Origin of the sequence: Campylobacter sp. BCW_4341, from assembly GCF_001764255.1 — a bacterium.
In the GTDB taxonomy this organism is placed as follows: Bacteria; Campylobacterota; Campylobacteria; order Campylobacterales; family Campylobacteraceae; genus Campylobacter_D; species Campylobacter_D jejuni.
On the sequence record NZ_MKAH01000046.1, the window covers coordinates 45,076 to 59,174 of the forward strand.

General features: G+C 30.0%; 17 protein-coding genes and 4 tRNA genes. 10 read left to right on the forward strand and 11 right to left on the reverse strand.

Translation table 11 applies throughout. From position 1 onward, the window contains the following. Positions 1-44 precede the first annotated feature (44 nt). From AJN70_RS07760 to aroC, 4 genes are read left to right on the forward strand one after another with little or no spacing between them, the layout of a single operon-like run. The gene (locus AJN70_RS07760) at positions 45-1,031 is read left to right on the forward strand and encodes a hypothetical protein (RefSeq protein ID WP_070233514.1); all 987 of its coding nucleotides are present in this window, start codon (positions 45-47) and stop codon (positions 1,029-1,031) included. Next, positions 1,018-1,458 (forward strand): ribonuclease HI, encoded by a 441-nt coding sequence (gene rnhA / locus AJN70_RS07765; protein ID WP_002851277.1) that lies wholly within the window; start codon positions 1,018-1,020, stop codon positions 1,456-1,458. The genes AJN70_RS07760 and rnhA overlap by 14 nt, the downstream gene beginning before the upstream one ends. Further along, a complete protein-coding gene (rnc, locus tag AJN70_RS07770) occupies positions 1,445-2,119 on the forward strand; it encodes a ribonuclease III (protein ID WP_070295672.1) in 675 nt (224 codons plus the stop codon). Before rnhA ends, rnc begins: the two co-directional genes overlap by 14 nt. Next, entirely contained in the window at positions 2,119-3,207 is a 1,089-nt protein-coding gene (gene aroC / locus AJN70_RS07775) for a chorismate synthase (RefSeq protein ID WP_070287485.1), read from the forward strand. The genes rnc and aroC overlap by 1 nt, the downstream gene beginning before the upstream one ends. Positions 3,208-3,292: 85 nt before the next feature. Here the strand turns inward: aroC and AJN70_RS07780 are convergent, their stop codons facing one another. Further along, a complete protein-coding gene (locus AJN70_RS07780; protein WP_002871881.1) occupies positions 3,293-4,276 on the reverse strand; it encodes an MnmA/TRMU family protein in 984 nt (327 codons plus the stop codon). Between the two features lie 94 nt (positions 4,277-4,370). On the opposite strand from AJN70_RS07780, the gene AJN70_RS07785 reads away from it, so the two are divergent. Then, positions 4,371-4,532: a hypothetical protein gene (locus AJN70_RS07785; protein ID WP_002778908.1), complete on the forward strand. Its 162-nt coding sequence runs from the start codon at positions 4,371-4,373 to the stop codon at positions 4,530-4,532. A gap of 3 nt (positions 4,533-4,535) precedes the next feature. After that, complete coding sequence (locus AJN70_RS07790; protein ID WP_070295673.1) at positions 4,536-5,405, forward strand: hypothetical protein; 870 nt, start codon at positions 4,536-4,538, stop codon at positions 5,403-5,405. Positions 5,406-5,417: 12 nt separating this feature from the next. Here AJN70_RS07790 and AJN70_RS07795 read toward each other — a convergent pair whose 3' ends face one another. The 3 genes from AJN70_RS07795 to exbB are packed head-to-tail and all read right to left on the reverse strand — an operon-like array spanning position 5,418 to position 6,905. Continuing rightward, on the reverse strand, positions 5,418-6,101 hold the full coding sequence (locus tag AJN70_RS07795) for an energy transducer TonB (RefSeq protein ID WP_002862271.1): 684 nt from the start codon (positions 6,099-6,101) through the stop codon (positions 5,418-5,420). Beyond that, positions 6,098-6,487, reverse strand: coding sequence for a TonB system transport protein ExbD (exbD, locus tag AJN70_RS07800; protein ID WP_002851470.1), 390 nt, complete (start codon positions 6,485-6,487; stop codon positions 6,098-6,100). Before exbD ends, AJN70_RS07795 begins: the two co-directional genes overlap by 4 nt. Beyond that, a complete protein-coding gene (exbB, locus tag AJN70_RS07805; RefSeq protein WP_002870206.1) occupies positions 6,480-6,905 on the reverse strand; it encodes a TonB-system energizer ExbB in 426 nt (141 codons plus the stop codon). The genes exbD and exbB overlap by 8 nt, the downstream gene beginning before the upstream one ends. Before the next feature lie 157 nt (positions 6,906-7,062). On the opposite strand from exbB, the gene AJN70_RS07810 reads away from it, so the two are divergent. From AJN70_RS07810 to AJN70_RS07825, 4 genes are all read left to right on the forward strand, one after another. Further along, the gene (locus AJN70_RS07810) at positions 7,063-7,806 is read left to right on the forward strand and encodes a DUF4261 domain-containing protein (protein ID WP_044306321.1); all 744 of its coding nucleotides are present in this window, start codon (positions 7,063-7,065) and stop codon (positions 7,804-7,806) included. A 64-nt stretch (positions 7,807-7,870) separates the two neighbouring features. Then, positions 7,871-8,287, forward strand: a complete 417-nt coding sequence (locus tag AJN70_RS07815; protein WP_002856602.1) for a PepSY-like domain-containing protein — start codon at positions 7,871-7,873, stop codon at positions 8,285-8,287. Positions 8,288-8,547: 260 nt separating this feature from the next. Next, positions 8,548-9,798 (forward strand): aromatic amino acid transport family protein, encoded by a 1,251-nt coding sequence (locus AJN70_RS07820; RefSeq protein WP_002862268.1) that lies wholly within the window; start codon positions 8,548-8,550, stop codon positions 9,796-9,798. Between the two features lie 14 nt (positions 9,799-9,812). Beyond that, positions 9,813-11,177, forward strand: a complete 1,365-nt coding sequence (locus AJN70_RS07825; protein WP_002855898.1) for an L-serine ammonia-lyase — start codon at positions 9,813-9,815, stop codon at positions 11,175-11,177. A gap of 7 nt (positions 11,178-11,184) precedes the next feature. Here the strand turns inward: AJN70_RS07825 and AJN70_RS07830 are convergent, their stop codons facing one another. From AJN70_RS07830 to AJN70_RS07860, 7 genes are all read right to left on the reverse strand, one after another. After that, positions 11,185-11,706, reverse strand: a complete 522-nt coding sequence (locus tag AJN70_RS07830) for a hypothetical protein (RefSeq protein ID WP_002862267.1) — start codon at positions 11,704-11,706, stop codon at positions 11,185-11,187. Continuing rightward, positions 11,687-12,697 carry a bifunctional diaminohydroxyphosphoribosylaminopyrimidine deaminase/5-amino-6-(5-phosphoribosylamino)uracil reductase RibD gene (gene ribD, locus AJN70_RS07835; protein ID WP_083262331.1) on the reverse strand — a complete coding sequence of 337 codons (1,011 nt, stop codon included), beginning with the start codon at positions 12,695-12,697 and terminating at the stop codon, positions 11,687-11,689. Before ribD ends, AJN70_RS07830 begins: the two co-directional genes overlap by 20 nt. A 200-nt stretch (positions 12,698-12,897) precedes the next feature. After that, positions 12,898-12,985: transfer RNA gene (locus AJN70_RS07840), tRNA-Ser, on the reverse strand. 22 nt (positions 12,986-13,007) lie between these two features. Continuing rightward, positions 13,008-13,081: transfer RNA gene (locus tag AJN70_RS07845), tRNA-Cys, on the reverse strand. An 18-nt stretch (positions 13,082-13,099) separates the two neighbouring features. Beyond that, positions 13,100-13,188, reverse strand: a tRNA-Leu gene (locus tag AJN70_RS07850). A gap of 9 nt (positions 13,189-13,197) precedes the next feature. Further along, a tRNA-Gly gene (locus AJN70_RS07855) sits at positions 13,198-13,272 on the reverse strand. 86 nt (positions 13,273-13,358) lie between these two features. Next, positions 13,359-14,096, reverse strand: a complete 738-nt coding sequence (locus AJN70_RS07860; protein WP_070295675.1) for a hypothetical protein — start codon at positions 14,094-14,096, stop codon at positions 13,359-13,361. Between the last annotated feature and the right edge of the window lie 3 nt (positions 14,097-14,099).

Here is a 14,099-nt window from a genome sequence, read left to right on the forward strand (position 1 = left end):
AAAGATTTGGCTATAATTTGGCATAAAATTTTTAGAGCGAGACTATGGATTTTTTCTTTGTAGAATACAGAGACCCTTTAGTAGGGCTTATAATTTTAACCATTTTAGTATTTGTTGTAGCTGTTGTAAATTATATTTGGAAAATATTTGCTAACAAAGATGAAGAACAAAAGCTTGAAAAATTTATAAAAAAATTTGAAATGGATAACGCTCATAAAGAGTTGTTAAGAAATAGTAGCTTGAGTTTTGGAAATTTAAGTTTTTTGGCTGAAATTTTTACCAAAAGTGGGGAATTTGAAAAAGCAACTCAAATTTATTTGATTGCTCTTGAAAAATGTAAAGATAAACAAGAAAGAGAATTTATTTTCCTTTCTTTAGCAAAAGTTTATTTTAAAGCAGGATTTTTAGAGCGTGCAAAAGAAGTTTTATTACAAGTTTTAAAACTGCGTCCAAGAAATATACAAGCCTTAAAACTTTTAAAAATTGTTTATTTAAAACTTCGTTCTTATAAAGAAAATTTAGAACTTTTAGAATGTCTTTTTGAGCTTAATGAAGATGTGCAAAAAGAGCATGATTTTATCAAAGCTTTAGAACTTTGTACTTTTAATATCACCGATGAAGAAAAAAAGAAAAAACTTTTAGAATTTAAAATAGAAGATAATCCTATGTTAGGGCGTTTAGTTTTTGAAAAATATCATATGTTTTTAGGGCAAAATTTTTTTGATATTTGTGATTTGCTTTATAGAGAAAATGAAGCGTTTAATTTAGAAAATCAAGATTTTTTAGAATTCTTTTATGCTTTGGGTAAAATTTCAAAGCATGATGATACGCATCAGTTTGTTTTTAAAAATTCTAATTTTAAAATGTTAAAAATTTTAAAAGATAATTCTTTTAATGCGAGGTTAGAATTTTCATACCGTTGTTCTGAGTGTAAAAATGTTATGCCTTTGTTTTTTTATCACTGTCCTGTTTGTTATGAGTTTAATACTTGTAAAATTATTTATGAAGTGAAAAATAATGAAGCACATTGAAATTTATACAGACGGTTCATGTCTTAATAATCCAGGTTTTGGTGGATGGGCTTATATTTTGCGTTATAAAGAGTATCAAAAGGAAGGTTTTGGAGCTGAGGCTAATACCACTAACAATAGAATGGAGCTAATGGCAATTATTGAATCTTTGAAGGCTTTAAAAGAGCCTTGTGAAATTTCGCTTTTTACAGATTCTAACCTAATGGTTCAAAGTATTAATGAATGGCTAGAAGGATGGATAAAAAAGGATTTTAAAGGTAAAAAAAATATAGATTTATGGAAGGAATATATTAAAGTGGCAAAATCTCATAAGATTAAGGCTTTTTGGGTAAAAGCACATAATGGACATTTGGAAAATGAAAGATGTGATACATTGGCGCGTGAAGCTGCTTTGAAAATTGCAAGGGAAAATGATGAAAAACATTGAAAAACTAGAGCAGAGTTTAACTTATGAATTTAAAGATAAAAATATTCTTATACATGCTTTAACCCATAAAAGTTTTAAAAAATCTTACAACAACGAACGCTTGGAATTTTTAGGTGATGCCGTGCTTGATTTAGTTGTGGGTGAATACCTTTTTCATAAATTCGCCAAAGATGCCGAAGGAGATTTATCTAAGCTTAGAGCGGCTTTAGTGAATGAAAAGTCTTTTGCAAAAATTGCAAATAGTTTAAATTTGGGCGATTTTATTTTTATGAGTGTTGCTGAGGAAAACAATGGAGGAAAAGAAAAGCCTTCTATACTTTCAGATGCGTTAGAAGCCATTATAGGTGCTATACATTTAGAAGCTGGGTTTGAGTTTGCAAAAACTATTGCTTTAAGGCTTATAGAAAAAAATTTCCCTCAAATTGATGCAAAAATTCTTATAAAAGATTATAAAACAAAATTACAAGAGATTACACAAGGAAAAGTCGGACAAACTCCGCAGTATGAAACAGTGCGTGCTTTTGGTCCTGATCATTTAAAGCAATTTGAAATCGCTTTAATGCTTGATGGTAAAGAACTTGCAAGAGCTATTGCGGGAAGCAAAAAAGAAGCACAACAAATGGCAGCAAAAATTGCACTTGAGAAATTAGGAGCTTTATAGTGAATACCTTTGGTACGAGATTGAAATTTACAAGTTTTGGTGAGTCTCATGGTGTGGCTGTTGGATGTATTATTGATGGAGTGCCTGCTGGAGTTAAATTTGATGAAGAATTTTTACAAAATGAGCTTGATAAACGCAAAGGCGGAAGTAAATTTGCAACACCAAGAAAAGAAAGCGATAAAGCTCAGGTTTTAAGTGGAGTTTTTGAAGGATATACAACGGGTCATCCTATAGCTATAGTAGTTTTTAATGAAAATGCTCATTCTAAGGATTATGATAATTTAAAAGATCTATTTCGTCCTGCTCATGCGGATTTTGCTTATTTTTATAAATATGGCATAAGAGATCATAGGGGTGGAGGTAGATCAAGCGCTAGAGAAAGTGTTGCTAGAGTGGCTGGTGGTGCAGTTGCAGCGATGCTTTTGTGTGAATTTGGCATTTGTGTTCAAAGTGGTGTTTTTGGAATAGGAACTTTTGTATCAAATTTGAAAGAAGAAGAATTTGATTTTGAATTTGCTAAGAAAAGTGAAATTTTTTGCCTTGATCCAAAACTAGAAAGTGACTTTAAAAATGAAATTTTAAATGCTAGAAATTCAAAAGATAGTGTAGGCGCTGCTGTTTTTACAAAAGTTAGTGGTATGCTTGTGGGACTTGGAGAAGTTCTTTATGATAAGTTAGACTCTAAATTAGCTCATGCTTTAATGGGAATTAATGCTGTTAAAGCAGTTGAAATAGGCGAAGGTATTAATGCAAGCAAAATGCGCGGATCGTGTAATAATGATGCTTTAAAAGATGGCAAGTTTTTAAGCAATCATAGTGGAGGAATTTTAGGAGGAATTTCAAATGGAGAAAATCTTATTTTAAAAACTTATTTTAAACCTACTCCTTCTATTTTTGCCAAGCAAGAAAGTATAGATAAATTTGGCAATAATTTGGAATTTGAACTCAAAGGTAGGCATGATCCTTGTGTAGGTGTTAGAGGAAGTGTTGTAGCTAGTGCTATGGTGCGTTTAGTTTTGGCTGATTGTTTGCTTTTGAATGCGAGTGCGAATTTAAAAAATTTAAAAAATGCTTATGGATTAAAATAAAAAAAGCCCATTTTCATGGGCTTGATTGCAATATTTTGAAAAGATTCAAATACTATATCGCTTGTTTTGCTAAATACTTTATACTTTAACTAATAAAAAATTGATTAATATCAGCCTTATTTTCAAAAGCTATACTTGTATAAGCTTGATTTTTAAATTTAAGTTCATAGCTTTTTCCTGCTTCGTGTTTAGTATAGGTAAGGGCTATTTTTAAGGCAAGTTCTAAGTCTTTTTCTGAAATTTTTTCATCTACCAAAGAGTAAGCTCCGATTAAATCCCCAAGTTCTATTACTTCATATTTAGGAGTTTTTAAACCTTTTAAAAGAGTATTTTCAAGTTCATTTCTACCTATGATCATTTTAGCTCCATTGGGTAATCTTAAATGACGACCATATTTTAAAAGTTGTGCGTCATTAACCTGCATATCTTTGTCAAATTCTATGAAATCTCGAATTTTTTTAGCAAAACTATCAAGAGTTAGCAAACAACCCCCACCTGGGCTTTCAAAGTCTTCTAATCCAAATTTAGCTGCAAGTTCAAGTTGTCTTTTACGACTTCTTCCGCTAATACCTTCGAGTTTTTCTCTATCTACCCAACCTTCTCTTTCAGGTTTGGTTAGAGGTAGGTTTTTTGCACACATAGGACGCAAGATTAAATCTTCTTCATCAAGAGCAAGTTTTTTAACTTTTGCCATCGCATCACTTCTTTGACTCATAGGGCGTTGTCCTAAAACTTCTCCTGTGATGATAAAACTTGCATTTTCTTCTTTTAACATAGCAAGAGCAGTTTTAAACATAAAAGCATGACAATCTATGCAAGGATTAAAATGTTTGCCATAACCATATTGTGGATTAAAAAGCACTTCTTGAAGATAGGAATTTCTTACATCTATCATTTCAAAATCTGCACCTACCATCGCTGCACGCTTTTTCATGATTTCACTTTTATCGCTTGTGCTTCCAAAACCTATGTTGATATTTAGGGCTTTAACTTCTATGCCTTGCGCAGTGATGAGTTTCATTGCAAGCATACTATCAAGCCCACCGCTAAAAAGAGCTAATGCTTTCATTGATTCCTTTCTGAGATTATAAAGTTTTTTAAGATTTTGTCGATTATAAAAGGTATAATTTTAACTAAAAAATCTTTAAAATAAGGATTGGAAAGTGTTAAAAATAATTTTGGTTTTAAGCATTTTGAGTTCTTTTGCTTTTGCAAATTCTTGTGCCAACTACGAGCAAGAACTTAAAAAGTGTAATTCTTTAAAAAATTCACATGAGAGAAAAATGTGTCGTTTAGGTTTATTTGCAAAATGTAAAAAAGGATAAATAATGAAAATCGATACTTCTGCTAGTTTAACCCATTCTTTAACTAATAATGTTGATAAAAAAGAGCTTAGCGTATTAAAAAAAGAAGATCAAGATAAAATTCCCGTGCAAGATCTTTCGAGTTTAAATAACGATGGTGTTAAGGTTGTTTTTGAAAATAAGCAAGGTGAACTTATAGCTTTAAATTTAAGCAATGAAAATTATAGTAGTTTACAAAAAAATTTCAGTTCTTATACGAATTATGTTGCTAGAAATGATGGTAGTATAAGGCTTAATGGCGAAGCAAACCAATTTATTTCAAATTGGTTTGAAAGTGTAAAAGATAATTTTGGTTCTTTAAATTCAAATTTAAATAATAAACAACAAAGTGTAAAATTAAATTTTAATACAAGCACCCTTCAACAAAGTATGCAAAATTTAGGCTTTAAAACAAGCGATGAAAAAATATCTGATGATGCAAATATAGAAGAAAAATTAAATTTTTTTATTGATAAAGATGTAAATAAAGATGGTAAAGTTGATGATAGTGATGTTAAAGAACCTAGCATGAGAGAAATTTTAAGCGACATTAAAGAAGTATCAGGTGGTGGAGCTAATGCTATGAAAACCATAGATCCGCAAAAAATCAATAAAAAAGATGACAAGGAAAATAATATCAAAGAAAAAGAAGACGAAGATTTGCTTCAAAAAGCCCAAGAAAAAGGTTTAAGTGCTTTAAGTGCTGATGAGCAGGCAAAGCTTGAGGCTAGCAATCCTGAAGAATTTGAAAAACTGAAGCAAAAATCTTTGCAAGAATTAAGTCAGAATTTAAGTAAAGATTTTCAAAATAAAATTGAAAATCAAGAAACACAAATTGTAGATAAGAGAGTGTAGCAAATTATAATTTTACCCTCTTAAGATTTTAAAATCATATATAATAGGTAGTGTAATTCTTAAATCCCCGTTATAGTGTGGAAAATTTAAAGAAGCTTTTTTTATGCTTTCTAAAGCACTTTTATCTAACAAATCATATCCTGAGCTTTCTATGATTTTTAAATCTGTTAAAGTTTTATTTTCTTTCCATAAAAATTCTACTTTTACAGTTCCTTGCATACGCATTTTTTTTGCTTGCCTTGGATAAAATTGTGCTTGTTGTATAGCTTTTTGGATTTCTTTTAATACAGGGTGATTATCTTTTCCTTGTGTTAATTGGGTGATTTTAGGTTTGACATTTGTATCAGTTGTTTTTGTAAAAGTTTTAACTTCTTGAGTTGGTGCTATTGGGATTTTATTTGGTATTGGATGTGAAGGTGTTTTTTTTATCTTTTTTTGCATTTTTTCAGGAGTTTTTTTAATAACTTTTGGCTGAGGTTTTGGTTTGATAGGTTCTATAATGGATTCTGTTGGTTTAGTCTCATTTGTTGGATTAGTTTGGGTAAATTGTTTTATTGCTAAAGAAAAAGAATCTTCATTTTTAATTTCCATTTTAAAAAAGTCATTTGAGTGAAAAATGACAAAAAGCAAAGGTATAAAGACTATAAAAGTTATATAAGAAGCTTGGTATTTATGATTTAAAAATAAAGTTTTCATTTGTTTTTCTCAGTAAGAATTTGAAAATTTTCATGTTCTTTGGCTTTTAAAAAATCTATAATTTTTACAAAGCTTTCAAATTTAGCATTTTTATCGCTTTTTAGTTCTACTATGGTTTTTTTATCAAGTGAAAAAATAGCATTTTGAACTTCATTTAAATCAGCTAATTTATCATTTAAATAAAAAGTATTTTTTTCGTCTATGGTTATAAGAAGTTTTTTTTCATTATTGCTTATATTGGTAGCATTTTCACTTGAAGGAAGTGAGATTTGAATTTTTCCATGCGCAATAAAGGTTGAAATACTAAGTACTATAGCAAGCAAAACAAGCATAATGTCTATAAATGGAACTATATTTAAACCTTCATTTTTCGGTAGTTTAAGCATTTTTATTTGCCTTATAAGCATTGCTTAAGAGGGAAACTTTTCTAAGTAAGGCATTATAAGCCATTAAAGCAGGAATAGCAACCAAAAGTCCCAAAGCTGTAGCCTTAAGAGCTAAAGAAAGTCCCACGACTATAGATTTGACATCTATATTGCCTACCAAGCCCATTTCGTAAAATGTAACCATGATGCCTATTACAGTGCCTAAAAGTCCTATATAAGGGGCATTGGAATAGATGATATATATAGTGGTTAAATTTTCACTAATCGCATCATCAAATTGCTCTTGATTCTCATAATTTTTAAAGTTAATTTTTCTAAAAAATAGCATTCTTTCTACAACACACCAAAAAGCTATAAATGCCATAATTCCTAGAATTAAAAAGATAATTAAATCGATGTAATCTTTTAGAAATTCCACATTTTTCTCCAAAAATATACTTATAAATTTTAAAAGATTATACTATATAAAAAATAAATTTATAATTAATATCAATTATCATAATTTTTAAGAAATTCTTGTTTATAGTTTTTATTTTTATTAGGTTATAATTTATAAAAATTTAATAGGGTTTAATATGACTATAGATTTAAATCACAATTTTACCTCTTTTGTTCTTCTTGATGAAGTTGATTTTAATTTTTCGGAGTTAAAAAGCATTTTAGAAGATAAATTTAATATAAAAATAGCTGATGAAAATTTTACCAAAGAGGGAGTGATTTTTTCACATGAAAATATGTTGATTACTCTAAATTTGATTAAAAATCCTATACCTAATCACGAAGCAGAATACTATGCAAATTTTAATTTTATGTGGAAAGATGCCTTAGAGCAAACTAAAAAACATAAAGCTCATCTTCTTATAGCGGTGCTAAGTCAAGATCAAAGCAAATTAGAACAAGCTAAAATGTTTACGAAAATTGCAGCTTTATGTTTGGATAATAAACATGCTTTAGGTTTTTATACAGGTGCAGTTGTTTTAGAGCCCAGTTTTTATATAGAAAATGCAAAAATGTTAGATGATAATCGCTTGCCGGTATATAATTGGATATATGTTAGTGTTTATCCTAGTGAAAATGGAGTCAATGCTTATACTTATGGGCTTAGAAATTTTGATAAATTAGAACTTGAAGTTTGTGATTTAAACATAGAAGAAAAAGAACTTTTCTTTTGTATTTATGATATTGTTTTACATATTTTAACTTATGATATTAATCTAAAAGATAAAGATATTTTAAAATTTGAAGATGGAAAAGAAATAAAATTTATAAAAAGTCAAGGTATAAGTGTTGAGAACGAAAGCTTGAAAATTATTTTTTAAGTTTCACATTCACTTCACAGTTTTGAGTTAAACTTTCGCCAACCAAAACACAAAAGGAGAAATTATGAAAGCAAAATTAACTTTACTTGCTTTGTTGGGTGCTACGGTGCTTTTAGCTAAAGATATGGTTGTTCCTGCTAGCGAACTTCCAAATAATGCCAAAGAATTTATTTCTAAAAATTTTAAAACCGCTCAAATTGGTTTGGTGAAAAAAGATATAGATTCTTATGATGTAATTTTAAATGATGGAACTGAAATTGATTTTATGATCAATGGAGATTGGAAAGAAGTTGATGGAAAATACAAGGCTTTACCACATACTATTTTACCTAGTGTTATGAAAAAAGTAAGTGCAACTCAACCAAATGCTCAAATTCTTGAAATAGATAAAGAAATTAATGGTTATAAATTTAAGTTTAATAATAACATGAAAGTTTATACGGATATGCAAGGAAATGTCCTAGGTCAAAAATTAGATTAATTTTTGAAAATTTAACTCCCTTAGAAAATTTGATGCAAAAATTTGGAAGCATAGTCTTCCAAATTTTTTCTTTTTTGATTGCAAAACCCAAAATATATTTAGTTTTAAAATAATACTTTATTGATACAAGTGATTGTTTTTTTATAAAATTAAATTTACAAAATGTTACATAAGATTTAAAATATTTTTTTTAAAAAATAATTATTTATAAATATTTTGCTAAAATAAAAGAGATGTAATCTTAAATTTAAGGAAGAATAATGAATACTCCTAAATGGACTAGTCACGATACAAGGTGGGTTTTATCTCTTTTTGGAACAGCTATTGGAGCCGGTGTACTTTTGTTACCTATTAGTGCTGGGCTTGGTGGATTGATACCTTTGTTAGTTATACTTGTTTTAGCTTTTCCTATGACTTACTTAGCTCATAGAAATTTATGTCGCTTTGTGCTTTCAAGTTCTAATCCAAAAGATGATATTACTTTTGTTGCAGAAAGTTATTTTGGCAAGGGCGGTGGATTTTTAATTACACTTTTGTATTTTTTTGCTATTTTACCTATTTTATTGGTTTATAGTGCTAATCTTACAACAACTTTGCTTGAGTTCTTAATCAATCAGTTTAATTTCAATGCAGATCTTACTCATGCTGCTCGTTGGTGGGTGAGTTTTTTGATTGTTGGAGTTTTGGTTTTGATTTCTATTCTTGGTGAAAATGTTGTAACAAAAGCAATGAGTTTTCTTGTTTTTCCTTTTATTATATTTTTATTTATTTTTTCATTGCTTTTAATTCCACAATGGAATTCATCATTATTTACAAATGTTGATTTTTCCGTAATTTCAACAAGTAATTTTTGGGTTACTTTATGGCTTGTTATTCCTGTGATGGTATTTAGTTTTAATCACTCTCCTATTATTTCTTCACTTGCTTGTTATTGTAAAAAAGAATATGGTGATTATGCTGAACCTCGCGCTAGAAAAATTATTTCTTTGGCAATTATTCTTATGGTTTTTGTTGTAATGTTTTTTGTTTTTTCTTGCGCTTTAACTTTTACACCAGAAGATTTTGCATCAGCAAAAGATCAAAATATCAATATTCTTACCTTTATAGCAAATAAATTTCCTGAAGTTTCTTTGCTGACTTATGTTGGGCCTATTGTTGCACTTGTGGCCATTAGTAAAAGTTTCTTAGGACATTATCTTGGTTCTCAAGAAGGCTTAAACGGTATTTTATATAAAGCAAGTAATGGTAAAATTCAAGGTAAATTCGCTCAAACTTTAACAGCGATCATTACCTTTGTTATCGCTTGGCTTGTTGCGTATAAAAATCCAAGTGTTATAGGAATTATTGAGGCTATTGGTGGTCCTGTTTTGGCTATTTTGCTTTTCTTGATGCCGCTTTATTGTATTTATCGTTTTGATATTTTGGCAAGATTTCGTAATAAATTTTTAGATCTTTTTATTTTGGTAATGGGAATAGTTGCAATTTCTGCTGCAATTCACAATCTTTTATAAATTAAGGATAAAAAATGAGTAATTTAAGCATTTTTAAAATAGGTGTCGGTCCTTCTTCTTCTCATACTTTAGGGCCTATGCTTGCTGGAAATTTATTTTGTAAAAAAGTTGCTAAAAAGCTTGATGAAATTGATAGAGTTGAGGTTACTCTTTATGGTTCTTTGTCATTAACAGGTAAAGGACACTTGAGTGATAAGGCTGTAATTTGGGGGTTAAATGGCCTAGAAGCTAAAAATTTAAGCGCAGCAATACAAGATGAAGTAAATAAAAATGCTATTGAAAATGCTCAAATTGATTTTTGTGGTGAGAAAAAACTTTGTTTTAATTATGAAAAAGATTTGATATTTTCCAAAGATTTTTTACCTTTACATGAGAATGGTATGAAGATTAAAGCTTATGATTGTAAAGGTGGGTTAGTTGATGAAGAAACTTATTATTCTGTAGGTGGAGGCTTTGTTTTAACAGCTGCACAATTAGAAAAAAAAGGTAAAAATTCCAACCAAAATAAAAAGAAAAAACTAGATATAGAGCTTAACAATGCAAAAGAAGCTTTAGAGCTTTGCGATAAAAGAGATTGGGATTTAGCAGAGCTTTCTTATCGTTATGAATTGCAATTTCACACTAAAGAGGAAATTCGTGCTTATTGTCTTGAAATTTGGGAAGTAATGCAAGAAGTGTATTATAATGGTACGCATCCAAATGAAGATTATTTGCCTGGAAAACTTCATTTAAAGCGTAGAGCCAAAGGACTTAAAGAAAGAGTGGCGATGACAGCTGATCCTATGGGCATTATAGATTTTATTTCTTTATATGCTATTGCGATTGCTGAAGAAAATGCTAGCGGAGCAAAAGTTGTAACCGCGCCAACAAATGGAGCATGTGCTGTTATCCCTGCTGTTATGCTTTATCTTAAAAATCATACTATAGGTTTTAGCGATGAAAAGGCTATAGAGTTTTTATTAACAGCAATGCTTATAGGTTCTTTTTATAAGAAAAATGCAAGTATTAGCGGAGCAGAAGCAGGCTGTCAAGCAGAAATTGGTAGTGCTAGTTCGATGGCAGCTGCGGCTATGGCAACAGTTTTAGGGGCTAATGCTTTTAAAGCATGCAATGCTGCTGAAATGGCAATGGAACATCATCTAGGTTTAACTTGCGATCCAGTTGCAGGGCTTGTGCAAATTCCTTGCATAGAAAGAAATGCCTTTGGAGCTATTAAGGCTATAAGTGCTGCTAGAATGGCAATGACACGTAAATCTACTCCTATGGTAAGCCTTGATGAGGTTATAGAAACCATGTATGAAACAGGAAAAGATATGAATTATAAATACAAAGAAACTTCTTTAGGTGGTCTTGCTACAAATTTAAAAACAGTATGCTAAAGTGTTTTTACACTTTAGTGTATTTTTTCATTCTTTGACTTAAAAATTCTTTCATTTCTTCTTTGGAAAAACTTTTAAGAATACGAATTTGCTTAAAAAGCAAGCCAAGATTAATTACTCCCATCACTAAAAGCAATAAGCAAATCATTAAAAAAACAAGATCTATGGCTCCAAATTCATTAATCATAGCCAAACTTGCAAAAAATACACTCGCTAATAATAAAAAAAATAAAAGCAATATTTGTTTTAATTTTGCTTCATTAAAATTATCGCAATTTTGAGTGAAATTTCTAAAAAGTATGATCTTTTTACCCAAATTTGAAACTAAAATTTCATCATTTTCTTTAAATAAGCCTTCTTTTAAACTTTGATAAAAAAAGATTTCATTGTTTAAATTTAAAGCATCTTTATAGCTTGATAAGGTGTAGTCTTTGTAAAAAAAGGATTTTAATTCATTTTTCTTTTCTATTTTAAATAATCTTAAATCATTTCTTGCATAAAAAAATCCACTAAAGTTCATAAATGCCATAAGTATCACTCCCTAAAAAATTCCTATAAAGTGGCTTGAAATTTAAAGGTATTGTAACATTTTTTTCATCATTTAAACTTGAACTTTGAAAAATCAAAAACATATCTATTTCATCTTTAAAGGTTTTGAGAAAATTTTCTCCACCCTCATACATTAAAAATTTAGTTTCACTTGGAATTTGGGTATAAATTTGGCGATTTGGAACTTTAAATAAAGGGATATTTTTATCAAAATTATCTATATTTTGACGGCTTAAGATACAAAGATTGGGCGCTTTTGCTTTGCAAAGCCTAGCATCTAGTATAGGGTGATCTTTTCTTATGGTTTCTCCACCGACTACAAGTAAATCAATCACCGCTCTAATTTTATGTGCATAAGTACGACTTAGTTCATTGCTTACGATTTTGCCAAAAGGTGAGCCATTCATAGAAAGGGCTAATTTAAAAAGTTTAAATTGCCCTTTTTGCCATTTTAAAAAAGGTTTTAAAAGTTTTTTCCCTTCTTCTTTAAGTATGTCAAATTCAACCTCTATGCCTTGTTTTTTTAAAAATTCAGCCCCACCGCTTGCGATTTTATTTTCATCTTTAACGCTGATGAAAATTTTTTTAAAACCTAGCTCGCTAAAGAGTTTTGCGCAAGGAGGTGTTTTTCCTTGATGAGAGCAAGGCTCAAGTGTGACAAAAGCTATGCTATCTTTAAATACACCTTGATGGTTTTTGCAAATGAAATCATGTAAGGCGTTTGCTTCTTTAGGCAATGAAATTTCAGGTCTTAAGCTTTTAAAAGCATGAGTTATGGCATTAAGTTCTGCATGAGCTAATCCAGCTTTTTCATGAGCTTTTATGGCTAAAATTTTTCCATTTTTATTTAAGATTACACAGCCTACAGCCGGATTTGGATAGGTTAAAAACTGATATTTCCAAGCCTCATTTAAAGCTAAATTCATATAAAATTCTTTCATTTGCCTACCTTGTATTTTAAAATTTGACATATTTTTAAAATTTTATATTTTTGTTTTAAGATAATAAATTCTAAATTTTCCATTTTATTTCTTATTTTAGTTATATTAACCATAGTTTTTCTAAGTTTTTTAGGATATAACAAAAATAGTAAGACCGAAATTATTTTTCATCTGTAGCATCCTTTATAATTTTAGGAATGACATAAGCTTGATAAACTAGAAAGTTTTGGTGGCCGGGAGAAAGGGATTCGAACCCCTGGAGGTGTGACCCTCAACGGTTTTCAAGACCGCCGCTTTCGACCACTCAGCCATCTCCCGATAAAGTAAAGTTTTGCCTTTTTGGAGGCGACATCCGGATTCGAACCGGAGATCAAGGCTTTGCAGGCCCATGCCTTACCGCTTGGCTATGTCGCCCTGATAATGTTGAAAAAGTGGTGCCCGAGGCCGGACTTGAACCGGCACGGAAGAAAAATTCCGAGGGATTTTAAGTCCCTTGTGTCTACCAATTCCACCACCCGGGCGGGTGATTATGGAGCGGGAAACGAGATTCGAACTCGCGACCCCAACCTTGGCAAGGTTGTGCTCTACCCCTGAGCTATTCCCGCATAAATTTCTGAAAGAATTGAAGATAAAAGTATAGCAAAATAAACTTAAAAGGAGTTTATTTTGCCTTAAGTTATTTGCAAATAACTTAAGCTTTCGCGCTTAAAATTTGTTCTTTTTCGCTGATAATTGGAGATGAAAGTTCTATATTGTCAGATTTTGCATTTAACATTCTAGGTGTGATATTGGCATTTGTATTTACTTGTAAATTTTTCAATACACAAGTTTTATTAAGATCTAAAGAGTAAGTTTTTTCATATTCGTATGATGTTTTTAAAAGCTCTTTGTAGAGATTTTCTTTGTTGTTGTTTAGTGTATCTTTTGAAAATTTTGTTTGTATGGCTGGTGTTGAAACGCTGATGAAATTATTTTTAGCTATGATAGAATTGATGTCATTTAAAAGCTTGTTAAAATCTGCAAGTTGGTTTTCTTTAAATTCACATTCTAAATTCGCATCAAATCTTTGACCTTTTGGAGTTTGTATACCATCTTTATAGGAAAAATTAGGTTCTAAAGAAAAACTTCCTCCGCTACAAAAATTTTCTTTTTTTGAGCGTTCTAAAATTTGATTGAAAGTATTTGTGATTTCGGCTTTTTCACTATTGTCTAATGTGATTTTTGAGCTTAAATTTTCATTTGCCCAAAAATTAATATTTGCATATAAAATATCGGGTTTTAGTGTATTGCTTACTTCTATATTTCTTGAAAAATATAAATCATGATTAGAGTCTTTTTTGCCTAAAAATTCTACATTAAAAACTACTCCTGCAACAAAAAGTAATAAACATAAAAAACCTATACCTAAACCTTTAAAAAAAGCTAACATGGA